Annotated in this window: 15 protein-coding genes and 1 pseudogene; 3 read left to right on the forward strand and 13 right to left on the reverse strand. The window is 67.8% G+C overall.

The window, feature by feature from the left end:
* Positions 1–21 precede the first annotated feature (21 nt).
* From EV641_RS07625 to EV641_RS07645, 5 genes are all read right to left on the reverse strand, one after another.
* Positions 22–666, reverse strand: coding sequence for a DUF6875 domain-containing protein (locus EV641_RS07625; protein ID WP_054718074.1), 645 nt, complete (start codon positions 664–666; stop codon positions 22–24).
* The gene (locus EV641_RS07630; protein ID WP_132471341.1) at positions 663–7,592 is read right to left on the reverse strand and encodes a non-ribosomal peptide synthetase; all 6,930 of its coding nucleotides are present in this window, start codon (positions 7,590–7,592) and stop codon (positions 663–665) included. Before EV641_RS07630 ends, EV641_RS07625 begins: the two co-directional genes overlap by 4 nt.
* A 127-nt stretch (positions 7,593–7,719) precedes the next feature.
* Positions 7,720–8,616 (reverse strand): hypothetical protein, encoded by an 897-nt coding sequence (locus EV641_RS07635; protein ID WP_132471342.1) that lies wholly within the window; start codon positions 8,614–8,616, stop codon positions 7,720–7,722.
* Between the two features lie 51 nt (positions 8,617–8,667).
* Positions 8,668–10,773: a hypothetical protein gene (locus EV641_RS07640; protein ID WP_132471343.1), complete on the reverse strand. Its 2,106-nt coding sequence runs from the start codon at positions 10,771–10,773 to the stop codon at positions 8,668–8,670.
* A gap of 197 nt (positions 10,774–10,970) precedes the next feature.
* Entirely contained in the window at positions 10,971–11,183 is a 213-nt protein-coding gene (locus EV641_RS07645) for a hypothetical protein (protein ID WP_132471344.1), read from the reverse strand.
* A gap of 139 nt (positions 11,184–11,322) precedes the next feature.
* Between EV641_RS07645 and EV641_RS07650 the strand changes: the two genes are divergently transcribed.
* The gene (locus EV641_RS07650; RefSeq protein WP_199233174.1) at positions 11,323–12,276 is read left to right on the forward strand and encodes a hydroxymethylglutaryl-CoA lyase; all 954 of its coding nucleotides are present in this window, start codon (positions 11,323–11,325) and stop codon (positions 12,274–12,276) included.
* On the forward strand, positions 12,273–13,268 hold the full coding sequence (locus EV641_RS29675) for a glycerate kinase (protein ID WP_132471345.1): 996 nt from the start codon (positions 12,273–12,275) through the stop codon (positions 13,266–13,268). Before EV641_RS07650 ends, EV641_RS29675 begins: the two co-directional genes overlap by 4 nt.
* Here EV641_RS29675 and EV641_RS07660 read toward each other — a convergent pair.
* The 5 genes and pseudogenes from EV641_RS07660 to EV641_RS07680 form a co-directional block, all read right to left on the reverse strand.
* Positions 13,244–14,200, reverse strand: a pseudogene (locus EV641_RS07660) (MsnO8 family LLM class oxidoreductase); the annotation flags it as partial. The gene EV641_RS29675 and the pseudogene EV641_RS07660 sit on opposite strands and share 25 nt — an antisense overlap.
* A gap of 55 nt (positions 14,201–14,255) precedes the next feature.
* Positions 14,256–15,389, reverse strand: a complete 1,134-nt coding sequence (locus EV641_RS07665) for a hypothetical protein (protein ID WP_199233175.1) — start codon at positions 15,387–15,389, stop codon at positions 14,256–14,258.
* A 59-nt stretch (positions 15,390–15,448) separates the two neighbouring features.
* Positions 15,449–15,937, reverse strand: a complete 489-nt coding sequence (locus EV641_RS07670; protein ID WP_054717383.1) for an LppA family lipoprotein — start codon at positions 15,935–15,937, stop codon at positions 15,449–15,451.
* Positions 15,934–17,547, reverse strand: coding sequence for an alpha/beta hydrolase (locus EV641_RS07675; protein WP_132471347.1), 1,614 nt, complete (start codon positions 17,545–17,547; stop codon positions 15,934–15,936). Before EV641_RS07675 ends, EV641_RS07670 begins: the two co-directional genes overlap by 4 nt.
* A 154-nt stretch (positions 17,548–17,701) precedes the next feature.
* Complete coding sequence (locus EV641_RS07680) at positions 17,702–18,274, reverse strand: TetR/AcrR family transcriptional regulator (protein WP_054717386.1); 573 nt, start codon at positions 18,272–18,274, stop codon at positions 17,702–17,704.
* A 100-nt stretch (positions 18,275–18,374) separates the two neighbouring features.
* Here EV641_RS07680 and EV641_RS07685 point away from each other — a divergent pair, with 100 nt between their 5' ends.
* Positions 18,375–19,604: an FAD-dependent monooxygenase gene (locus EV641_RS07685; RefSeq protein WP_054717389.1), complete on the forward strand. Its 1,230-nt coding sequence runs from the start codon at positions 18,375–18,377 to the stop codon at positions 19,602–19,604.
* Positions 19,605–19,617: 13 nt separating this feature from the next.
* Here EV641_RS07685 and EV641_RS07690 read toward each other — a convergent pair whose 3' ends face one another.
* The 3 genes from EV641_RS07690 to EV641_RS07700 form a co-directional block, all read right to left on the reverse strand.
* Entirely contained in the window at positions 19,618–22,146 is a 2,529-nt protein-coding gene (locus EV641_RS07690; RefSeq protein ID WP_132471348.1) for an FtsX-like permease family protein, read from the reverse strand.
* Positions 22,147–22,158: 12 nt separating this feature from the next.
* A complete protein-coding gene (locus EV641_RS07695; protein ID WP_132471349.1) occupies positions 22,159–22,920 on the reverse strand; it encodes an ABC transporter ATP-binding protein in 762 nt (253 codons plus the stop codon).
* A gap of 78 nt (positions 22,921–22,998) precedes the next feature.
* Positions 22,999–23,760 carry an SDR family oxidoreductase gene (locus EV641_RS07700; protein ID WP_054719760.1) on the reverse strand — a complete coding sequence of 254 codons (762 nt, stop codon included), beginning with the start codon at positions 23,758–23,760 and terminating at the stop codon, positions 22,999–23,001.
* Positions 23,761–24,049 lie beyond the last annotated feature (289 nt).

The following is a 24,049-nucleotide window of genomic DNA, read 5'->3' on the forward strand; positions in this document are numbered from 1 at the left end:
GCGCCTACGGTAGATCGGCGCTCAGGACATCATCACGCGGTCGGCAATGTCGGCCCGGACCATCGACGGCACACTCGCGGCGAACTTCTTCAGGTACGCGAGGACCCACTCACGCTGCGATGCGAGGAACGGAAAATCCGAGCCCACCATGTGCCGTACGGCGAGCATGGGCAGCGGTGCGTCGAGCGCCCGGAACGCACCGTTCCTCAGACCGGACACCGTGCATCCCGGATAGAACTGGCCGAGCATCAGCCCACCGAGTACGAACTCCGACTTGCGCTCGTTCTGCACCAGGTCGATCACCTCGTAGTCCGTGACGTCGGGGAATACCGCGACGACGGATTTGAGTGCCGCGTCCGGCCCGGAGGCCGGCGACAGATGCGGGAAGAGCTCTGCGAGGTCGTCGGCGACGTCCCGCATCCGCTGCGCGTCGACCGCACCCCGCACGAACACCGCATAGAACAGCCCTCGGCCGATCGACGGCGCCGCGAACGGGCAGACCGCGCCGCTGCGTCCGAGCTCGTCGTGCGGGCTGCACAGGAAATCGACCGCCCAGCGACGCAGTTCCCCGGTGCGGGGATGCTCGTCGTCCCGGACATCGTCGAAGACGCTCACCGGCTCGATGCCGGATCGGCGGCCACGGAGAACATTGGTCTGGTCGGTCATGGTCGGCCTTTCCGGAGGTGGTCCGCGAGGACCGGGGTGATCTGGTCGAGTGCGTGCGGCCCGGTGATGTCCCGGTGCGTGACGTCGAGGCGGTGGGTGACGATGTGCCCGTCGATGTGCGGTTGCCAGACTTCGACGGGATCGGGCATCCGCGCGGCGACGGCGTCGGCCGATGCGAAGAACACCAGGTCAGCGGCGGGTCGTGCGGTCGGTCGGTGTCCGGTGGCGAAGCCGACGGTCCGACTGAAGGCGTTGTGTAGGAGGTCCCGGTGCTGTCGCGCGGATCCTGGGCCGGCTGCCTCGATCTCGGCGGCGATGATCTCCGCGTCCGGCGCTTCGTCCTGCAGGTGGGTATCGAGCATGGTCAACGTAGCGACCACCTCCCCCGCGGCGTCGAGCTGAGCTGCGATCTCGTGGGCGATCTGCCCGCCCACCGAGTAGCCGAGCAGGTGGTACGGACCGTGCGGTTGCGTCGCCCGGATGCTTTCGACGTGCGCGGCGGCAAGACCAGCGAGGGTGTCGACAACGCGATCAGGATCGGCCAGCAGCGGCGACTGCAACCCGTACACGGGCCGGTCGTCGACACGCCGTGCGAGTCCGGCGAAGCACCACGCCAGGCCCGCAGCGGGGTGCACGCAGAACAGCGGGTCCCCGGACCCGCCCTCGCGCAACGGGATCACCGCGTCGAATGAGTCTTCACACGCCGGCGAATCGACGAGGCGTCGAGCCAAGGACCCTGGGGTGGGGTGAGTGAAGATCCACTGCACCGGGACGGGACGGCCGAGGGACTCCGCCAGCGCGGCGACCACCGCCGTCGCGCCGAGTGAGGTGCCGCCGAGGGTGAAGTAGTCGTCGTCGAGGCCCACTCGTGGGATGTCGAGAGTTCCGGCGAACGCGGAGACCACGGCATTCTCCGTCTCATCGCGTGGCGCCCGGTAGGGCCGGCGCCCCTCGGTGAGGTCGGGGATCGGCAGGGCCGCCCGGTCGAGTTTTCCGTTGGGGGTGACGGGGAGCGTGTCGAGCACGGTGAGGGTCGCGGGCACCATGTGCGGAGCGAGTCGCGTCTGGGCGTGGGCGCGAACATCGTCGGCGACGAAGTCTGTGCCGGGAATCGGAACGACATAGCCGTCGAGGCGGTCGCGGCGCACGGTGACGACCGCGCGGGTTACTCCGGGGGCGTCGAGGAGCACCGATTCGATCTCACCGGGTTCGATGCGGAATCCGCGGATCTTGACCTGTAGGTCGCTGCGGCCGACGTAGTCGAGCGTGAGTGTGCCGTCGGCAGCGCGGCGCCACCGCACGAGGTCGCCGGTCCGATACATCCGCTCCCCCGGCTTCCCGGACGGATCGGCGACGAACCGGGACGCCGTGCCGCCGCGTCGGTTCCGGTAGCCGCGGGCCACGGCGGGTCCGCTCACGTACAGCTCTCCCACTACTCCGACGGGAACCGGGCGGAGGCGGTGGTCGAGGACGAGTTCGGTGATTCCGCGAATGGGGCCACCCAGTTCGACATGTCCGCCCGGAACCAGCGGTGTACCGGCGTTGGTCTGGATGGTGTTCTCGGCCGGCCCGTAGGTGTTGACCATGTCGCGTCCGGGTGCCCACTGCGCCACGAGTTCGGGCGGGCAGGTTTCCCCACCGACGACGACGGTACGCAGGTGCCCGAGCCCGGCAGGGTCGAGGGTCGCGAGCACCGATGGTGTCAAGGCGATGTGTGTGACACGTTCTCGGGCGAGAAGATCAGCGAGCTCGCTACCGCCGTAGACCGTCGGCGGGGCAACGATCAAGCACCCGCCCGACCCGAAGGCCCACAGCTGTTCGAGGATCGCGGCATCGAAACTCGGTGAGGCGAAATGCAGCACCCGCGACCGCGATCCGAGGACGAACCTCGTGCGCTGCTCTTCGACGAATCCAGCAAGTCCCGTGTGAGTGACCACGACACCCTTGGGAGTTCCTGTCGATCCCGAGGTGTAGACGAGATAGGCCGCCTGGTGGGGGCGAAGCGGTGCGCGACGGTCGATGTCGGCGATCGCGCGGTCGGAACAGGCTGCGATCATGTCACTTTCGGCCGGGTCGTCGAGCACCACCCACCGCTGGAATGGTAGGTCGGCGTGCAATTTCTCGACGGTGACTCCGATGGTCGCGTCGGAATCCTCGATCATGTGCTCGATCCGCGCGGAAGGGTACTTCGGGTCGACCGCAACGAAGGCGGCACCGGTTTTCGCGACCGCCCACAGCGCCAGGACCGACTCGACCGAGCGAGTCAGCGCGACCGCAACCACCGTCTCAGGGCCCGCTCCGAGATCGATGAGCCGGCGCGCCAGCCGGTTCGAGCGCGAGTCGAGTTCGCGGTAGGTGAGGTGGTCGCTGCCGCACACCACCGCGACGGCGTCGCCGCCGATCGTCGCGCCGCGCGCCAGCAGCCGCGGGAGGGTGACAGTGGGTTCTATCGGCCGACCCGACACCGGCACGAGATCGGTGCGTTCGCTCGTACTCAGGATGTCGATCTCGCCGACCTCGCGGTCGGGTCGGGCGACGACCGCGTCGAGGATCCGCGTGAACTCCGCGGCGAAGCGCTGAACTGTCACTTCATCGAAGATATCTGTGCTGTATCCGAACTCGGCTGAAGTTGCGTTCCCGTCCCGCGGCTCTTCCACGGCGAGGTAGAGTTCGCATTTGGCTACCGGCGGTGCCACGTCGACGGTGTCGATCACGAGGCCGGGCAGTTCGACGCGGGTAGGTGCGATGTTGCGGAACTCGAGCAGAGCCTGGAACAGCGGAGTGTGCGACGTCGACCGCGCGGGGTCGAGCGCTTGCACGACCTGATCGAACGGCACGTCCGCGTGGTCGAAGGCGTCCAGGTCGCGGTCGCGGGTGCGGTCGAGGAGTTCACCGAACGACGCGGATGCATCGATGTCGGAGCGGAGCACGACCGTGTTGACGAACATGCCGACCATGTCGTCGAGTTCGGCGGCCCCGCGGCCCGCCACGGGAGTCCCGATCGCCAGTGTCGTTGCACCGGTGATCCGTTCGAGCAGAATGGCGAATGCTGCGTGCATCACCATGAAGAGTGTTGCGTCGTGGGCGCGGGCCGTTGCAACCACACCCGACGTCAGTTCTGCAGGAATCTCGAACGACACAGCAGCACCGTGGTGGGTGCGCCGCGCGGGACGAGGTCGGTCGACGGGAAGGTCGAGGAGTTCGGGGGCGCCGTCGAGCGTCGAACGCCAGAAACCGATCTGCCGCGCCAGCAAGGACTGCGGGTCGGTGGCATCGCCGAGTCGGGCGAGATGCCGCAGCGCGTGGTCGGTGTAGCGCGCCGGCAACGGAGCCCACCCGGGTGCGTGCCCGTGAAGCCTGGAGGTGTAGGCGAGCATCGTGTCGCGTGCGAGCGGCAGCGTCGACGCGCCGTCGGCCGCGATGTGATGTACGACCATCACGACGACGTGATCTGCGGGCCCGACCTGCAGCAGCGCGACGCGAACCGGGACATCGCGGCTCACGTCGAACCCCGCGGACGCGAGGTCGCGGAGTGCAACGAGCATGCCGTCTTCTCCGTACACGGGCACAGGCGTGAAATCGAACGCCGTGTCGTCGAGGACTTCCTGGTATGGCCCGGACTCCGACGACGGGTAGCGGGTGCGCAGCGGTTCGTGTCGCGCGACGACGTCCGCGAAGGCCGCGCGCAGCACGTCGACATCGAGGTCGCCGGTGACGCGCAAGGCGATAGGCACGTTGTACGCGGGCGAAGCCGTGTCGACCTGGTTGACGATCCACATGCGCTGCTGAGCGGGCGCCAGTGGAACCCGGCCGGGGCGGCGTCCGGCAGGGACGAATCCCGCTGCAGGCGCAGCACTGCCTGCGCAAGCAGCGAGATCCGCAACGACCGGCGACGCGAACAGATCGCGGACGCCGAGCCCCACTCCGAGTGCAGCATTCACACGGGCGACCGCGCGGGTCGCGCTGAGGGAATTGCCGCCGAGGTCGAAGAAGTGGTCGCTGCGACCCACTCGCTCGAGCCCGAGGACCTCGGTGAACACCGCCGCGACAGCGTGTTCGGCGTCCCCCTCCGGTGCGGCGAACACGGCGCTCCCGGCGCCGAACACCGGTTCCGGCAGGGCGTTGCGGTCGAGTTTCCCGACGGGGGTGACGGGCAGCTCGTCGAGAACGACGATCGCGGCAGGCACCAGGTGGGCGGGCACGCAGCCGCGCAGGTACGCGGTGAGCTCACGCGCGTCGGGCTCGCCCGCGGTAGGAAGGGCGGGCTCGCCCGCGGTGGGAACGACGTACGAGACGGGAACGACATCACCGGACGGATCAGGGCGTCCGACCGTCACCGCCGCGGCGACGACGGGGTGGCGGACCAGGGCTGCGTCGATCTCGCCGAGTTCGACCCGGATACCTCGGATCTTGATCTGGAAATCGGAGCGGCCCACGTAGTCGAGGACGAGGGTGCGGTCGGGCAGTCGCCGCCAGCGCACCACGTCGCCGGTCCGGTACATCCGTGCACCGCCCGGCGCTGCGACGAAACGTGCCGCGGTGAGCGCCTCGCGATTGCGGTAGCCGCGTGCCAACGCCGGGCCGGCCACGTACAGCTCCCCGGCCACCCCGACGGGGACGGGCCGCAGCCGGTCGTCGAGGACGGTTTCGGTGAGCCCACGGACCGGACCACCGATCGTCACTTGTTCACTGGCCATGATCGTCGCGGCATTCGACATAACGGTCGATTCGGTCGGCCCGTAGCCGTTGATCATCGTTCGCCCGGGGGCCAGGCGTTCGACGAGTTCGTCCGGGCATGCCTCCCCCGCTACCGCCAGTGTGTGCAGGGAGTTCGGGAGCCGCGGCACCGTGGACAACACGGTGGGCGTGAGGACAGCGTGGGTGACGTCGTGACGATCGAGAATCTCGGCGAGTTCGTCGCCACCCATCACGGCGGGCGGCACCACGATCAGACGTGCTGCGCCACCCGCAGCCCACAGGATCTCGAACACGGAAGCATCGAAACTCGGGGAAGCGCAGTGCAGCACACGGGCACCGGGGTGCCCGCCGAAGCGGTCACGCTGCTCTGCGACAAGGTCGGCGATGCCGCGGTGGGTGATGGTGACGCCCTTGGGAAGGCCGGTCGATCCGGACGTGTAGATCAGATAGGCAGCCCCGTCCAGGTGTACGGGCGCGGGCGCGCACGCCGTGAACTCCGCAGCGGGCAGGCCCTCCCTGAGCTCGAGCCATCGAACCCCGTCGGGCAGCGCTGCGCGGAACTGCGGCGTGGTGAGCCCCACCGCCACGGCCGAATCGGTGAGCATGTGCGCGATCCGTTCGGCGGGGTACGAGGGGTCGACGGGCACGAATGCTGCGCCGCTCTTGACGACCGACCACAGCGCCACCACCGATTCGATCGACCGCGCGATCGCGACGGCCACGACCGTCTCCGGCCCGGCCCCCGAGGCTCGCAGGGCGTGGGCAATCCGGTCGGAGACCGCGTCGAGTTCTGCGTAGGTGACGGTGTGGCCCTCGTACTGCACCGCGACACCCTGCGGATTCGCGGCGACGGCGGCCGCGAGGACCTCGGGCATCGTCGTGCCGTTCACTCCTGCTGCGCCGCCGACTGCGCCGGGCACGTCGATCACCCCGATCCCGGTCAGCGGCGTGTCCGACGACGCGAACGCGAACGCATCGACGAGGTCGAGGAGTCGTGCATGGTGCCGATGCACCTCGTCGTCGGTGTACCGACCGGGGTTGGCGCGGATCTCGACGATCGTCCTCGGCGGGTGACCGGAGCGGTAGATGTTGATCATGATGTCCGGCACCGGGCCTGCGGTGAGGATGTGGAAATCGGCCGTGCAGGGTCCGAATCGCCATTGCCGGTCGAAGAGCATCACGTTGACGACGGGCGACGAGATCCGCCGGGCAGCGGCATCCGCGCCCAACTCACGCAGGATGTCCTCGACGTTCCCCCGCTGATGACGCAGCGCACCGGTGAGTTCGAGCCGGACCCGATCGACGAGCGTGCCCACGGTGTCGTCGGTGCGCACCGTCACGAGCAGGGGGACGACGTTGGCGAGCATGCCTCCGGACCGACGCAGCACCGCGGTAGTGCGCGCGGAGACGGGGATGTCGACGAGCACGGCCTGCCGCCCGGTCGTCTGTGCGAGGTGGCACGCAAACGCCGCAACGATCCGCGCGGCCACATCGGCTCCGGACGCATCCAGCCGGGCTGTCGTCTCCTCGGTGAGCGCGGCACGGGCAACCCGGCTGCGGACCGCGGGTGGTGCGATCTTGTCGGTGAGTGTGACTGCGGCCGAGCGTGAGTGAAGCCGTTCTGCCCAGTGGTCACGGTCCTGCTCGTACCGGCGGGAGGCGCGGTAGTCGTGGTCGATCTGCTGGAGTGTGCGCAGGTCGGCGGCGCGATTCGGCTGGGGTTCCCGATTCTCGAACTCTGCGGTGTACAACTCGGCGACCCGATCGACCATCGTCGCGGCGCCGTGCCCGTCGAGTGCGATGTGGTGGATGCGCGTGTACCAGAAGTACCGGTCGTCGGCGACCTGGAGCAGAGCGGCCTCGGTCAGTGGGTCGTCGGTGAGATCGATTCCGGCGGTGTGGTTGTGGTCCATCCACTCGTGCGCCGCCGCCTCCGGGTCGGGCGCCGCACGGAAATCGTGCACGCCCAGTTCGGCATCCGGAGGAGGCGCAACCACCTGATGGGGTTCGCCGTCGATGTCGACGAGCCGGAGGAACACCGATTGGAACTCGTGTGCGGCGACGAGCGAGATCCGACGGAACAGGTCGACGTCGAGCGCGCCACGAATGTCGACGTACTGTGCGATGCAGATCGGCACACGCGGTGCGAGCTGTTGAGCGAACCACAACCCACGCTGGGCGGGAGACAGTGGAAATGGTTCGTGGACAACAACAGTGGCGGCGGCCATGGAATCACACCCGGGGTTGCGGCAGAGGTGGCGTCCATTCGTTCCGGACGGCCGGAGAAACCGGCTCCACTACTGTCCCGCGGGCACGACCCCGCAGATACGCACCCTAGGTGTCGACCCGCACCACCTAGTCCCGTTCGCGGGCGGGCTCCTCGGATTCGCCATCGCTCTCGCCTGCGCGGTGCCGCGCGTCGGATACCTTCGCGAGGCCTCGGCCGAGAACACCGCCCACCGATTTGAGCGGACTGTCGATCGAATCCAGCGCGTCGGCGACCTCGGGATCCTCGTCGACGAGCCATCCTGCCGCGTCGGCTCGGCATGCCGAACGGAAATCCTCGAGGTCCTCCCGCAGCCTGGCAAGCGTGCGCATGGTGCGCGGTGAGGACAGTCGTTTGACGACCTCGAGCGGGGTGCCTTCGGCGAGCCGGGCGAGCGCGCGGCGTCCGCGGCGAAGCAATTCGCCATCCTGCTCGAAATGCTCGGCGAGCAGGATGCGTGCAGCGCTGAGAACCTCGCTCCGTTCGTCCGGTTCAGCGGTGCGGGCGCGTTCGATTCGCAGGCGCTGCCACATGGTCGTGGCGTCCTCGACGAGCACGAGCAGCTGCAGCGTCTCACCGAATCGGCCGTCGTCGGCCATCGTGAGCAGCAACGCGATGTGTGCCGACACGGTGATCTCGGGCTCGACCGGGCCCAGGAGCTCGAAGGCATGCGCGCGGAGCCGCTGGACCACTGAGGAGAGCAGCGGGCCGAGTTCCGCGACCGTGATCCACTCCTTCTCGGGGAGCGCTCCACGGTGATCGACGATCGCGATCGCGCGCGTCAACGCGTTGTGGTGGGCGACGACGTCGCCGAGATCGGGAGCGCCCGCTGCCGCCAGGACCTTCTCGACGGTGTCGGGTTCGGCGTCGTCGCCTCGGAGCCGCACGATCGCGGCTTCGACCGATCCGACGACACCCGCCAGCGCACGCACGATCGCATCCTCGGGGATCGCACCGGAAACGTCGGGATTCGGCAGGTCGTTCATGTGCACCATCGTGCTACGACGCACCCCCGATGCACCACCCGGCGACCCTACTCACAGCCGGGGACGATCCTGACCGCTGGGTACGCGCACCCACGCACTCTCGAGCAACGAGACCACCTCGGCTTCGTGACGTGCACGGTACGCGCTGAGGATGCGGCGTGGGCGAGTCTCGCCGTCGAGCCCGATCGCGGTCGCGAACGCGGCCGGAACGTTCGCTTCCGGCACGACCTCCGGCGTCGTGTAGCCGATGAGCGCGAGCGCTTTGCGGAGCGGGTCGGCATTCGAGGCGAACGTGCGCAGCGGCAGCACGTCGAACCGGCCGTCCGACCGGACTTCGAGAAACAGCTCGCCGTACTCGTCGATACCGATCTCGTCGAGGAACCGACGCACCGAGGCGAGCTGCGGAACCGGCCCGGTCCATCGCAGCATCTGAGGCCCGAGCCTCGACCTCAGCACCGTCTCGGCACCGGGCTCGCACCCGACGATGCCCGCGACAGCGGACGGAATCGGAACCTCCGCGCCGCGCATGTGGTCGCGAGTGACGGGAATCCGCAGCCGCCAGTGCTCATCGAGCCGGTACAGGCGTTTGGTGCGTTCCGGGGGCAAAGCGGGTACGTGGGTGCGACGCCGACGGCGGACACACTCCGCGACGACTTCGAAATCCCCGCTCGCCGCAAACACCCGGGCGGACGCATCGGAGATCGAAAATCGCTGGACCAGCGCTTCGGCCACCTTGTCGAGCTCGATCGAGCCGGCAGCACCGTCGACGAGCCGAGCGATGCGTGTCGCGACGGCGGTGACGAGGTCGGTCTCCCATTCGAGCAGACCCCACAGTCCGTCGTCCTCGGTGACGGTGAACCGGTCGTCGTCACCGAGCTCTTCGACGACGCTGTGGATGTCGATGTTCGCGTCCATGCGTGCGACGAGTGTTTCGGCGGAGAGCGGGTCGCCGATCACCTCGAGAATCTGCGCGGCGTGACCCGCGACGGTGCCCTGAGCGGTGAGAATCCGGCCTTCGAACATGGTGGTTCCGCAGTACTGCATCCACGATTCGAATTCGTCGGCCGGTAGCTGCCATATCGCGGCGACCCCTGCGGGTTGCACCACTCCGTTCGCGGATTCGAATTCGCCGAGCAGGGCACGGGTCTGCTTCTCCGCTTCGGCGAGATCGGGCACGGCGATCCATCCGTCTGCGACGGTGCAGCGATCGTCGAGGCGGTCGAGGACTTTCCACAACGGCGCGTCGAGCCCCGGCACCACCTGCGCCAGCACGGGACGATCACGCAGGATCCGGTCGAACGAGGCCACGGGGCGTACGTCGGTGCGTAGCGCGGCCAGGAAGTCACCCACCGCGGTCCCGAACGGGAACGTCGACGGTTGGGACGAATCGGCGTCGACATCGTCGTGGATGCGACGGCGCAGGATTTCGCGCTCGGCGCCGGGCAACGACGCAACGTATTCAGCGAGTTCGGTCACCGGGTCGGCCGGAGCCCCCACGGGAAGATCCCGGGCGGCGATCGCCCCGAGTCGTGCGACGGCCTCCTGGATTTCTTCGGGCGCCCCCGTGTCGAGGCCGATGTTGAGCAGAGGGCGATCCCGCTCATTGCACAGCGTGCGCCATCGGGCGACGGCAGCGAGATCGTCGACGAGAAGCGCGAGCGCCGGGACAGGCGCTGCCGACTCTTCCGGCCCGAGTGTGGAAGGGTCGCGCAGCACCGTGAGTACGAGAGCCGCACAAACGATTTCGTAGACCGCGTCGCTGTCGGCGCCGCGCACGTCGAACAGGTCGGCGGGGCTGCGGCTGAACAGCTCCGCGGTGGTAGGGGCATGTGGCAGGCGCGCGACGATCGTCGCGGCCGACACCCCCAGGTCGAGGGCTTCCACGGCGACTTCGACGGTGCGGATCAGCCCGTCCGCGAACCGCAGTTCGGGGTGGTCGGTGACGTAGATCCGCGACAGTTCCGCGCAGAGCTCCGGGATCTCGGTGTCGGCGGCGGTCTGCGCCGGTGACTGCGATTCCCACCAGCTCGGTGTCGGCGCGAGCGCATTCAACGCTGCCGTGCGCGCAGATCCGTAGCGATCGAGCCACGGCATGAGCTCGAGCCAGGTTCGGTCGTCGAGCTCATCGACAGAAAGCGCACGTGACCACAACGACACGAACCGATGCTCCTCTTCGACGTCCCGGGGGAACCGTCGTAGGTTCCTCCGTGCGAAACGCCCGTGCGGACGCCCGACCGCTCAGCATACCGGCCGAAACCGCACCGTGCGCCCATCGGCGAGTGCCACCGAGCCACGGTGGCGCGTATCCGATCAGGTGGTGGTGTGGACCGGCAGACGTCAGGTCCCGGCCGATGTCATGTCACTGCCGCGTCGTGAGGGGCTTCGTCGCCGGCCTCCTCGTCTCCCACCTCCGGCCGCAGGCGCAACAGCACGAGCCCCGCGACCGATGCGACGATGAGCGAGCCCACTGCCCCGTTCACGTGCAGGGCGTACACCGCGATCCCGGATCCGATCAGCCCTGCCAGCAGCGCACACCACAGCAGCGCTTTCCCGACGAACGCTCCCATTTCTCAAATACCTTCCGGCAAGTCCCCATCCAGGTCGCAACGATAGTGTCACCTGTCACAAAACCGACAGAACCCGGGCGGTGTGTCCCCGATTGGTGTACCAATCGCGGCGCGAGGATACTCGGCACAACATGGCTCGATGGATGAGAGGCACGACGTGGATACACAGTCGACCGGGCACGATGTGATCCTGCGGGATGTGACCCTGCGCGACGGCCTGCAACTCACCGGGAAGCTGCTCCCGGCGCAGCGCAAGGTCGAGATCGTGCGCACCCTCCTCGCCGCGGGGATACCGGAACTCGAGATCGGGTCGCTGGCGCGCGCCGACCTGGTGCCGCCGATGGCGAACACCCTCGAACTGGTGTCGGCGCTCACCGAGGAAGAACTCGATCGCTGCTGGATCTGGGTGGCCACCCCGCGGCACGTGGAGAAGGCACTCGCTGCGGGAGCGCGGCGGTTCCAGTACTGCTTCTCGGTGTCCGATTCCCACAACCGCGCGAACATCGGGCGCGACACCGAAGACAGCCTCGCGGCCATGCCCGCCGCCGTGGCACTGGCCCGCGCCGCGGGCGGCAGCATCCAGTTGTGTCTGGCGACATCGTTCACCTGCCCGTTCGGCGGACCCGTCGACCCGGACCGTGTCCTCGAGATCGCGTGCGACCCACGGGCCGACGGATCGGCCGACGTCGTCGTCGCGGACACCCTCGGCCAAGCCGTCCCCGCGCAGGTCAGCGACCTCGTCTCGCGCATCCGCGCGGAGTCGCCCGATCGTCGGATCGTCTACCACGGCCACGACACGTGGGGTCTGGGTGTCGCGAACAGCCTCGCTGCCGTGGAGGCCGGTGCGAACGTCGTCGACGGCGCGCTCGGCGGACTCGGCGGTTGCCCGTTCGCACCCGGAGCGAGCGGGAACACCGCGAGCGAGGACCTGCTCTTCGCGACCCGTCCGTCGTGGCTCTCTCCGCAGGTGTTCGCCGACATCGTCCGGCTCGGAGAGGACGTCGTCGCCGAACTGGACGAGCCGAACCGGTCCCGTGCAAGGCAGGGGGCACGGTCGGAGGCCGACGCGTTCGAATGGATCGTCCGCGCATGAGGATTCTGATTGCACCCGACAGTTTCAAGGGCACCTACACCGCCGCCGAGGTCGCCGATGCAATCGCTGCCGGAGCGGTATCCGCGGGTCACGAGACGATCCGTATGCCCGTGGCCGACGGCGGTGAGGGCACGCTCGACGTCCTCACGGTTCCGCTCGGCCTCGAACATATCGAGGTCGACGCGGTCAACCCGTGGCGGGCCCCGTGCCGCGGCTTCTTCGGCCTGTCCCCCGACGGCACCGCGATCGTCGAGCTCGCCACGGTCAGTGGAATCACGACCGCACACAACGGTGTTCGCGATGCCGCCACCGCGGACACGTACGGCACCGGGATGATCATGGCCGCCGCGGCGAAGCGCGGTGCGCGGCAGATCGTCGTGGCCGCGGGCGGGTCGGCCACCACCGACGGTGGCCTCGGGGCGCTCGCCGCGATCGAAGACGCCGGTGGCCTGTGCTCTGCCTCCGTCGTCGTGCTCACCGATGTCACCACCCGCTACACCGACGCCGCTCGCGTGTTCGGACCGCAGAAAGGCGCCGACCCCGCGACCGTCGAGCTGTTGACGACGCGACTACACGAGGCCGCCGCGTCATTGCCATGCGATCCTCGGGACGTGGACGGCACGGGTGCAGCCGGCGGGTTCTCGGGAGGAATGTGGGCCCGATTCGACGCCGAATTGCGCCCCGGCGCCGACTACGTGCTGGATGTGGCAGGTTTCGACGACGCGCTCGCTACCGCCGACCTCGTGGTGGTCGGAGAGGGACGACTCGACGGGCAGTCGCGCGCCGGCAAGATCATCTCGGCGATTCTGGCGCGCAGTGGTTCAGTGCCTGTCGTCGCGGTGGTGGGATCGGTCGGTGACGATCTCGGCGACTACCGGTCGCGGTTCGCAGACGTGGTGGTGGCCTCCGATGCGGACGCGATGCGGGATGCGGGGGCGGCGCTGACCCTGCCAACGCCGAACAGTCGCGCGAGCCGCGCATCGGATGCGTAGAGCGCATCGACGTCGAAAGTGGACGCCGAGCTCAGCACCTCGGCCGCACCTGTCGTCGCGACGAGTTTCTCGATCTGTTCGGCGACCCGGTCCTCGGTGCCGACGATCGCGGCGGCCGCCGTACCCTCGAGGACCCGCTGTCGGCGCTCGGTGACCGGCAGACGTCGCAGCGCCTCCACCGGCGACAGCGGCGGGAAGAATCCGCGCTCTCGGGACAGCGCCATCGCCCACCCTTCCGGCAGCAGCAGATCGGCGGCATCCGCATCGGTGTCGGCGATGAGGATGTCGGCGCCGATCACCAGGTACGGCTCGGGATTCGCCACGCTGGGTCGGTAGTCGGCGCGATAACGATCGAACGGTTCCGGTCCCTGCGTCAGGATCGGACCCGCAACGACGGCGGGTAGGCCCAGGTGTGCTGCCACTCGAAGGCCGGCGCCGGTCCCCAGCACGAACAGTGGAGGTGGTTGCGCGACACGTGGCCTGATCGACACCGTCGCCGTGTCGTCGAGATACGCGCGTAGTTCGTCGATATCTGCGGCGAAGTCGTCCGGATCGGCGCGGGTGGTGCGCAAGGCCTCGCGAATGGGTGCGGTGAAGCCGAGCGACCGCCCGACACCCAGATCGATCCGGCCCGGGTGCAGTGCTTCGAGTGTCGCGAACTGTTCGGCGACGACGATCGGTTGATGATTGGGCAGCATGACACCGGCCGACCCGACCCGGATGTGTCGTGTCCGATCGGCGAGGGCCTGGATCAGCAGTGCCGGGGTGCCGGATGCCACGCCCGGTACCGCATGATGTTCGGCGACCCAGAATCGTTGATACCCGGCGGCTTCCGCGAGTTCCGCGCGGTGCAGGGTCTGCCGCAGTGCCGACGCGTCGTCCTGCCCTTCCCGAGTGCGGGAGCGGTCCAGCAGCGACAATGCGACATCCATGTGGGATATCAACGCCTCACCTTGCGGCGATCATCCCGGAACCTGCCCGCAGTGGTCAGGGCGCCGGGTCGACCGGTGGGTCGCAGGGAGCTACGGGCTCCGGAGCGTGTTCGGGTGCGGGGAGCGGTGCAGGGCTCGGGGCGGGGTCGGACCCACGGGCCGGCCACGACGCAGGCTGCGCAGCGCCGCACGGATCACTGCCGTGAGGTGCCGGGTCCGGGGGTGAACCTGCATCGCCGGGAGTACCCGCATCGCGGGGAACAGAATGCGGCGCGAGGCGATCCCACAGCTCCGGGGTGTCGGCTTCGGGCGCGAGGTCGGTGGTGCCGGGTATCGCACTCTGCCCCTGGGAACCACCCGGCGGCTCGGAGCTGCCCTGGTCGTCGGACCCACCGCCGGATACACCCATCGCGAGCGCCAGCCCGCCGCCGAGCATTGCGAGGAGAGCGATGACGATGACCATCAGGGCCAGGTTCCGGCGGGTCGCTGCCGCACCCGCCGCGGCAGCGGGCTGCACTCGACTGCGACGCGACGCGACCAGGGCCGCTCCGGTAGAGCGATGCCACGGCACACCGTGCGGCGTCACGAACGGGACGCCGAGGATCGTGGAGAGTTCCCGGGCGGGCGCCGCGTCGCCGGGGCGGAGGTCCAGGAAGACCAACGCCGCGGGTGAGACTCCGGCCCGGGCGAGTGCTTCGTCCATCGTGTCGGGCAGGGCGTCGGGGTGGCCGGTGAGATCGTCGCCGCCGCGCACTACCGACGACAGCACCGTCCGCGAGCCGGTGTCGACGATCGACACCGACTCGACGCCGCCGGTGCGAGTGTGGATGGCCAGGACGGGAGTCTCGGCGAGTTCGGGTGCTCCGGCCAAGTACGCGAGCCGTGCGCCGTCGAGTGGGACCACTTCGACAGGTGCCTCGCTCACCGCGCGGACAGCCTCCGCGACGGCGTCGGTATCGGCCTCGCCGCTCGGCAGGGCGACCAGACCGATCGTTCCGACGGTCAGCGACGCGTTCTCTGCCCGTTCCGTCATCGAGGTCACGGCCCGGGCGACGGCGTCGGACTGCGACGCATCCGGTTCCGCCGCCCAGCGCTGCGAGTCGAAGGGGCCGAGCTGCGGAACGTCGGCGTCGACGAGGACCGCGGAGACTTCACCGTCATCGACGGCAACGCCGAGTACAGGACGCATCGTCACCGCCTCTTCGTCAAGATCGTCACGGACCGCACGAGCGTAACCGAATTCGATGCTCAGATCCGGTAGCACCCGACGGTCAGTCCGACGATCGCGGCCACATAACTGCCGAAGGTGATGTACGAACCGTCGGCAGCGAACATCCGCATCGAGAACCCCGTGTCAGGTGGCAGGACCTGACGTCCGTGGAAGCCGGCATCGGCGGCGGTGCGTTCGAACAGGTCGGCCGCACGCTGCAGATCGGCCACGGGTACCGGGTTCGAACTGCCTTGGATGGGCAGGTGCACCGACATTCCGTAAGTTCCGTCGGCAAGGGTGCACCCCGCGTTCGTGCGCGCGTATTTCTCGGAGAACTCGAGGTCGGGAAATTCCTCGGACAGTGCGTCCACGACGTCGCGCTGGACTTGGAGGTAGTACTCGACGGCTGCATCGGTGGAGTCGGCGACAGGCTCGGGAACAGCTCTGGATCTCGCTGTGGCGCATCCGGTCATCGTCGCCACCACCGCTGCCACGATGCATACGCGGAGAACAGGAAATTCGCTCATCGGACACTCCGTTCGTCGGCGGTGTCCGCTACGACGACCGCAATGTTGTAGGTGCTCATGGAGCCGGGCACCAGATAGGAGCTGTGCCCTTCGGAGGCGGTGCGCTGAACACCCGAAACATCTTCTCCCGCATCGCTGGACAGATGGGTCAGACCTGGAAGGTGACTGGGGTCGCCGCCGAAGATCCCCGTGTCGGCGATGAAGTCTCCATCCGCCTCGATGAGGTACATCGACCCAGGCGCCACGCCGAGTGAGCCGACGTCGGAGGTACCGAGCCCGGCGGCGCCGACGAAGACCGCCTTGTCGGCCTCTGCCCCCTGCTGCAACGCGAGACTCGTCACGAAGGCTCCGTACGAATGACCGATCGCGGTCACATGCGGTGGCGAGTCGGGTCGGGACGCATCGAGCCCGTCGAGGAACGTGGCCAGGCGCGGCGCGCCCAGCGTCGCGGACAGATCCGAGACGGGACTGCGTTCGGTGAAGGCCAGCCCCCAACCGAAATGCGGTGCCTGATAATTCATCCAGGTGACGGCGGCGACGGTCTCGGAGCCTCGGTCGACACGGCCGAGTTCTCGCTGGGCTTCGTCGCGCAACGCAGAAACCTGCTGGTCGTATCCGTGGAGGTTGCCCTGCACTGTCGATCCTGCTCCCGGAGTGTAGACCGCGATGTGGTCGGCAGTGTCGATGTCGCCCACCGCGACCGCGGCCATCGCCTCACGGCCGGACATGTCGAGCGCCAGCAGCCTGCGGTCGTCCAGCGTGAGCGTGCGGTCGATCGCATCGAGCGCAGCGAGCTTGTTCAGGGTCTGCTCGAGCCCCGCGTCGGCGTTGGAGAGCAGACCGCCGAATACGTTGCTCTCCAACTCTTCCTGCAGTTGCAGGACAACTCCCTCCAGCCGCTCTCGTTCGATTCCGAGCAACGCGCGGTTCGCGAGGTCGCGGACGTCGGAGGGTATCCCGTCGAGCCCACCGATTCGCTCCGGGTGCTCGGTGAGCAGCACGGTGCGGTCGAAGGGGCCGAGACTGTTCCACCATGCGGCCACAGCACCCGGGTCCGATGCTGGATCGGGAAAGGGCCCCATCGCCGGAAATCTCATGGATGTGTGGACGAACTGCGTTGCCGACACGACACTCTCATCAGGGAAGGTGCGTGCGAGCATCGATGCCGCCTCATGGTCGAGTTCTTGTGCGCGCCGAAGCACCGAGTCGAGTCGCGCACGCAATGCACTGCGGTCGGTGTCGGGTTCGGGTCCGATTCGACCGGGGGCGTCGGTGAGTGTGCCGTCTACTCCGATGACGAGCCCGTGTTCGTCAGCCCAGGTGTGTGCAGCCGCGAGTTCGGCACGCACAGCACGTAGTTTCGGAGCCACCATCGCTGCGCACGCACTCACCCGGCGATACGAATCGGCCTGGACATCAAGGGTATCGACGAGCATTCGGAGCGATACCGCTGCGGCATCCGCGGCATCGCCGGTCCAGGCTCCCCCGAACATGGCGGCCCGGCGGATGTCGCCGGCGATACGGTCCAGTTCCTCGGCACGATCGCCGAGGTGGGCACCCAACTCCTCCAGTGCGTCCGGATTCCACCCTGCAAGGTCGTGCAGATCCATGTCGTTTCCACCCCCTGCCGCGAAAGCATAGGGGGCGCATACGACTACCGGTCCAGGGAGGGGTCCACGGACCGGAATCTGTGGATGAATCGACTGCCTGTGGACAACCCGCTCGCTGCACGCCTGCACACGGCAGCCGTCGGCGCCGGGACGATCACAGTTTCTTCAAGGCGTCGACAGCAAGTGTCAGATCGTCACCGTCGAGCAATTCGGCGCTGGGTGCTGCAAGCCAGAGCATCGCGATCCCCTGGAACAGGGTGAACAGCAACTTCGCCAGTGCGTGCGCCTGCGCCGGCGGAAGGTCCGGGTGGGTCTCACGCAGCGCTGCGGCGAGGTCTGCGTAGGCATGCTCGGATGCCTCGGCCATGTAGTGCCGAGAATCCTCGGCGCGCGCGATACGCACCAGGTTCTCCAAGGTCAGCATCAGGTCTTCGCGGTGGTCACCCAAAATGGCGACCATCTGGTCCCAAGTTCGACCGAGCGTGTCGTACAGGGGCGGGCCGTCACCCGCGCTGCGGATCGCGTCGCCCATCCGGTCGCCGATACCACTGCCGACGCCTTCGGTCAGCGCCTCGGTGACGAGGCGGTCCTTCGAGCCGAAGTGATAGCCGATGGCAGCCAGACTGACCCCGGCCGCCGTCGCGATGTCGCGTGCCGTGACCTTGGCCAGTCCTTGCTCGAGGATTGCTTTGCGGGCTCCCGCCAGTAGGTCCTCTCGGTTTCCCATGGCGGCAGCCTAGCAAGAACGTCTGAGACATTTGTTCTAGACATGGGCCGCGCTGTGTGAGACGTTTGTCTAAGACATTCGTTCTACGGAAGGTACGAGCATGGACACCGATCTTCACGTTCTCGTCAGCGGCGGCGGAATCGCAGGCAATGCCGTGGCGTTACAACTGCTTCGCGCCGGTATCCGCACCACCGTGGTGGAGCGAGCGAGTGCACCGCGCCCCGGCGGTCAGGCGGTGGATCTACGAGGGCCGAGCCGGGAAGTCGCACAGCGAATGGGTCTGATCCCGGGCATCCTGACGCACCGACTGGACGAGCAAGGAATGGAATACGTCGATCGCCGTGGGCGCGCGTATGTCCGGATGCCCACCGAAATGTTCGACGGGAAAGGCCCGGTCGCCGATATCGAGATCACCCGCGGCGACCTGAACCAGGTGCTGTTGGACGCGCTGACCGACACCGTCGGCACCCTCGACTACCGCTACGGCGAATGGATCGAGGCGATGACCCAGGACGAGGGCGGCGTCGACGTCCTCTTCGCCTCGGGAAAGAGGCAACGGTTCGGTCTGGTCATCGGAGCAGACGGTGTCCACTCTGCGACCCGACGACTCGCGTTCGGGCCCGAGGAACAGTTCTCCACCTATCTCGGCGGCTACACGTCGTACTTCACTGTTCCGGCCCCAGCCGGCATCGAACCAGGCTGGATGAGCTTGCACCTGAAGCCGCGTGTCGCCGTGGGACTCCGGCCGGACGCCGATCCGCACACGGCCAAGGCTCTCGTGATGCTTCGCGTCGACGCTGATCCTGCCTTGCGAGGCGACGTCGACGCACAGCAGCGGCTCCTCCGCCGGATGCTGGCCGACTCCGGCTGGCTGACTCCGCAGATCCTCGACGCGATGGTCGACGCCCCGGACTTCTACTTCGACGAACTGGCCCGCATCGACGTGCCGAATCTGTCTGCCGGACGGGTGGCCTTGCTCGGCGACGCCGGCTACTGCGGGTCGCCTCTGAGCGGCATGGGCACCGCCATGGCCCTCGTCGGCGCGTATCTGCTCGCGGGGGAACTCGCCGCCGGCCCGACCGATCCGGTGAATGCACTGCGCCGATACGAGACCGCAGTGACGCCGTTCCTCGACAAGGCGAAGAAACTGCCCGGTGGCGGCCTCGCGGCGATGGTGCAGACCACCCGGCTCGGCTCGATGCTCGGCCGCGCCCTGGCCCGGGTGATGGCCTCGCGACCTCTGCGCCCGGTGATGATCAAAATGATGAGCGGAACCGACGAGTACGAATTGCCTTCGTATCCCGCCGATTCCGCTCCCACCGCGCGGTGAGGCGGTGGTGTGGCTACATGTCGGCGATGGCCTCGAGCGGCGGGGTTTTCGCAGCCCGGTGCCCCGGCCACAGCGCGGCCAGCACACCCACCACACCGGAACCGATGAGCATCCCCACGACCTGGCCCCACGGCACCGAGATCCGATCGAGTCCCTGATCGGCCAGGGTACTCACGAACGCCCAGCCGAAGACCAGCCCGAGCACGAGACCGACGACCGCACCGAACACCGCAATGAGCAGCGACTCTATGTAGATGGTGCGTCGCACCTGGGCACGTTGCATCCCGACGGCCCGGAGCATGCCGATCTCACGTCGCCGCTCGACGACCGACAACGCGAGTGTGTTGACGATGCCGAGGATCGCGATGACGACAGCGAGTGCAAGCAGTCCGTAGAGGATGGCGAGGAGCATGTCGATCTGCTGGGCCTGCTGCCCCTTGAACTGATCGCGGTCCATGACCTGGACGATCACGAGGTCCTTGGTGGCGTCCTCGAGTCCCACCCGGACCGCCTCCGGATCGGCACCGTCCGCGGTGTTGACGAGTACGACCTGCGCCGACCTCGACGACACCGGGGTGAACTGTTCGTACAGCTCGTTCGAGATGATCCACGGTCCGATGAGCTGGTTGTCCGCATAGATTCCGACGACGCTGGTCTCGACCGTCTCACCGTCCATGCTCGTGAGCGGCACAGTGGCACCGATCTGCCAGCCGTTGTCCGACGCGGCGGTCTCCGACACCACCATCTGGTCGCCCGTGATCGCGTCTGTGCCTTCCTTCATCTCCAGAGAGAGAACGTCCTGGATGGCGCCACCCGTCACCGCGCTGCCGTATGCGGCCTCATCGTCGATGGTTGCCTGAACACCGTGCGAGGACACCACTTCGACGACTCCGTCGACACCGCGTGCAGCGTTCTCTGCCGCGATCGGCAGTCCGAACATCGGCGGCCCGGTGAGTACGAACTCGGCCTTTACTCCGGTATCGACCAGTGCGTCGACGCTGGCCTTCGCGGACGAGCCGAACACGCCGATGACGGACACGAGCATCAGGCCGAGTGTCAGCGCGAAGGCGGTTGCTGCGGTTCGACGCGGGTTGCGAGTCGCATTGGTGCGGGCCAACCGTCCGACCGCACCGAAGGGCCGTGCGAACACCGCACCGAGAACCTTCACCACCGGTCGAGACAGAGCGGGTGCCGCAAGCAGCACGGCGAGGATCAGTGCGAAGGCTCCCGCTCCGACAGTCGCGGCAGCACCACCTCCGGTGCTCCGAGAACCGACCGCGACGAGCACAGCACCGACGACAGCAGCGACGACACCGGCGATCGTGCGGATCTTCAGAGACTCGACGGACGCCGTGGATTCCTCACGCATTGCAGCCACCGGCGGCACATGCATGGCACGCCTGGCAGGCGCATAGGCACTGACGACGGTGACGATGATCCCGACGACCAGCGCGACGATCACGGTGCGCGGCGCCAACTGGAGCGGACCGGACGGAAGTCCGAGATCCGCGGCATTGAGTGCTGCGCGGAGGCCGTATGCGAGCGCGACACCGGCCGCGATCCCGATCGCACTGCCGATGACACCGACGACGAGCGCTTCGAGGGTGACCGACCGGCCGACCTGCTTCCGGCTCGCGCCGATCGCGCGCAGCAGCGCGAGTTCGCGCAGGCGCTGAGCCACGATCATCGAGAAAGTGTTGTAGATGATGAACGTGCCGACGAGCAGTGCAATGCCACCGAATGCAAGCAGGAAGTAGTTGAGGAAGCTCAACGCCTCCGACACCTGATTCTGGGTTTCCTCGGTGACTTCGGCGCCGGTCTGCACCTTCATGTCGGGCAACGCGGCAGCGACCTCGTCACGCAGCGCTTCCGGACTCATCGAACCGTCGCCGACGATGTCGAGGAACTGGACGTGAGTGCCGTCGGTGAACAGTTGGCTCGCCTGCTGCTCGGTGAACAGCACGCCTATGTATCCGCCGGTGTCGGTGTCGAGGTCGTAGATGCCGCTCACCGTGACGGGAACCATTCCCTGAGACATGGTCAGGACCTTCGTCTCGTCCCCGATTGCCAGGTCGCCGCGTTCGGCTGCGCTCGTGTTGAGTGCGATCTGCCCGACCTCCGTGGGCGGGGTGCCCTCGACGAAGACCTCGGGTTCTCCGACTGCCTGTTCCGGGGGGAACCACGCGTAGCCTTCGGCGGGTGCACCGCCGGTCTGGATCGCGGCGCCGTCGGAGCCGAGCACGATGAGCCCGCCGCCGATCGTCGGCGCGGTGCGTTCGACGCCGTCGAGTGCGTCGACCAGCGTGATGTCTTCGACGGGCACACCGCTCGCACCGAACTCTTCGCTGCTGACGCGGACGTCGACGCCCTTGGCGACATCACCGAAGATGTCGTCGAACGTGCGCTGGAGAGTATCGGTGAACACGAACGACCCGGTGATGAAGGCGGTGCCGAGCACCACCGACAGCACCGTCAGGGCAAGCCGCACCTTGTGTGCGGCGAGGTTGCGCAGCGCAACCTTGCGGATGGGATTCCCACTCATGGTCGCCGGCTCCTACTGCGCCGTGGGTGCGTTGACGACGGTGTCGAACTGCTTCATTCGGTCGAGCACCGAGTCGGCGGTCGGCCCGCGCATCTCGTCGACGATGCGGCCGTCGGAGAGGAACACGACACGGTCGGCGTATCCGGCGGCCCGCGGATCGTGGGTGACGATCACGACGGTCTGCTCGAACTCGTCGACCGCGGCGCGCAGGATCGACAGCACCTCGCCGGACGAGTGCGAGTCGAGGTTGCCTGTGGGTTCGTCGCCGAAGATGATCTCGGGCCGTCCGGCCAGCGCGCGGGCACACGCGACACGTTGCTGCTGGCCACCGGACAGTTCGCCGGGTTTGTGGTCGAGGCGGTCGCCGAGCCCGAGTCTGCCGACCACGGTGTCGAGCCATTCGGTATCGACCTTGCGACCGGCGATGTCGAGCGGCAGCGTGATGTTCTCGAGTGCCGTGAGTGTGGGGACGAGGTTGAACGCCTGGAAGACGAAGCCGATGCGGTCACGACGCAGCTGCGTCATCGCCTTGTCGGACAGCGTCGTGAGGTCGGTGTCGCCGATGAGCACTGCACCGGAGGTCGCACTGTCGAGTCCGGCAAGGCAGTGCATCAGGGTGGACTTACCGGATCCGGACGGGCCCATGATCGCGGTGAACTCACCGGCAGCGAAATCTTCGGTCACACCGTCGAGGGCGTGAACAGCGGTTTCACCTGTTCCGTAGATTTTCTTCAGGTTCTGGGCTCGGGCAGCGGGGGCCGAATGCGATGGCATGCGCACCATCCTTCCCGCTGACGCGTCGACGCACCATCGGGGACTCCCCTGATTTGTGGTCGACGCCCATCAGGGAAGTCAGCTCCAGCGTGCCTGGCCACCGTCGAGGGGGACGGTAGCGCCCGTGAGATAGCGGGCGTCGTCGCCGACGATCCACGCGACGGCCCGCCCGATGTCCTCCTCGCAATCGCCGATACGACGCAACGGAATGCTCTCGACGAACGCAGCGGCCTCCTCGGGACGATTCTCGGTCCACCACTGCAACCCGGGCGACATGGCGTGCGGTGCGACCGCGTTGACCCGGATGCCGTCTACACCCCACTCTGCGGCGGCGGCCCGCGTCAGGCTGCGCAGCGCTTCCTTGACGGAGGCGTACCCCCCGTAGCCGCTCATGTCCCACCGCACCGCGGCCGAGGAAACCATGTTGACGATCGATCCGCCGCCGCGCTGCTTCATGATCGGATGTACGGCCTGCATCGCGTGGAGCGACGCGATGGGCCCGGACGCGTAGGCCTTCGTCATCAGTTCGGGTGTCAGGTCGAGGACCGGCCCGAGCGGGTTCAGACTCGCATTGTTGACGAGGATGTCCACTCCCCCGAGCTTCTCCACGGTCTGCTCCACCGCGGCGGTGATCTGCTCGGTATCGGCGATGTCGCAGGCGATCGGTTCGGCGACACCCCCGAACCCGCGGATCTGTTCGACCGTGTCGACGAGTTTCGATTCCGTACGACCTGTCACCGCGATCGCGGCTCCCTCACGCGCCAGCGCGAATGCGACGCCCTGCCCGACACCCTGACCTGCTCCGGTGATGAACGCGACCTTGCCATCCAATGTGCCCATGCGGCGACCTCCCTATCTCGGCCCCCGCATGGAAGCAGACCCCACCGCTTTCGAGCGCTCGCCGGTCCTGCTCACCGGAACACCGCACCCGCACGAAACTTCCTCCCGTTGCCCGGCTTGCCTGGGTCGTGAGGCAACGGAAAGCCGCACGACTGGGGGAAAGTTGTGCAGTGGCGACACCGGCTAGGCTCTAGCCTCAATCTTTCGCGCGGGTGACGCGCTGGCCTGAGCAGTTCGGATTGGACGTGGAAAACCGTGGATCCGGTGTGCTTCCACGATCGACTACCCG

It is taken from the genome of Rhodococcus sp. SMB37 (assembly GCF_004345605.1).
GTDB lineage: Bacteria > Actinomycetota > Actinomycetes > Mycobacteriales > Mycobacteriaceae > Rhodococcus.

What these genes read in the sequence shown, in the direction of transcription:
- EV641_RS07695 (WP_132471349.1), bottom strand. Translation starts at nt 22,920, where the DNA reads ATGCCATCGCATTCGGCCCCCGCTGCCCGAGCCCAGAACCTGAAGAAA.
- EV641_RS07680 (WP_054717386.1), bottom strand. Translation starts at nt 18,274, where the DNA reads ATGGGAAACCGAGAGGACCTACTGGCGGGAGCCCGCAAAGCAATCCTC.
- EV641_RS07625 (WP_054718074.1), bottom strand. Translation starts at nt 666, where the DNA reads ATGACCGACCAGACCAATGTTCTCCGTGGCCGCCGATCCGGCATCGAG.
- EV641_RS07675 (WP_132471347.1), bottom strand. Translation starts at nt 17,547, where the DNA reads ATGGATCTGCACGACCTTGCAGGGTGGAATCCGGACGCACTGGAGGAG.
- EV641_RS07690 (WP_132471348.1), bottom strand. Translation starts at nt 22,146, where the DNA reads ATGAGTGGGAATCCCATCCGCAAGGTTGCGCTGCGCAACCTCGCCGCA.
- EV641_RS07685 (WP_054717389.1), top strand. Translation starts at nt 18,375, where the DNA reads ATGGACACCGATCTTCACGTTCTCGTCAGCGGCGGCGGAATCGCAGGC.
- EV641_RS07650 (WP_199233174.1), top strand. Translation starts at nt 11,323, where the DNA reads ATGGATGAGAGGCACGACGTGGATACACAGTCGACCGGGCACGATGTG.
- EV641_RS07700 (WP_054719760.1), bottom strand. Translation starts at nt 23,760, where the DNA reads ATGGGCACATTGGATGGCAAGGTCGCGTTCATCACCGGAGCAGGTCAG.
- EV641_RS07635 (WP_132471342.1), bottom strand. Translation starts at nt 8,616, where the DNA reads ATGAACGACCTGCCGAATCCCGACGTTTCCGGTGCGATCCCCGAGGAT.
- EV641_RS07665 (WP_199233175.1), bottom strand. Translation starts at nt 15,389, where the DNA reads ATGCGTCCTGTACTCGGCGTTGCCGTCGATGACGGTGAAGTCTCCGCG.
- EV641_RS07630 (WP_132471341.1), bottom strand. Translation starts at nt 7,592, where the DNA reads ATGGCCGCCGCCACTGTTGTTGTCCACGAACCATTTCCACTGTCTCCC.
- EV641_RS07645 (WP_132471344.1), bottom strand. Translation starts at nt 11,183, where the DNA reads ATGGGAGCGTTCGTCGGGAAAGCGCTGCTGTGGTGTGCGCTGCTGGCA.
- EV641_RS07670 (WP_054717383.1), bottom strand. Translation starts at nt 15,937, where the DNA reads ATGAGCGAATTTCCTGTTCTCCGCGTATGCATCGTGGCAGCGGTGGTG.
- EV641_RS29675 (WP_132471345.1), top strand. Translation starts at nt 12,273, where the DNA reads ATGAGGATTCTGATTGCACCCGACAGTTTCAAGGGCACCTACACCGCC.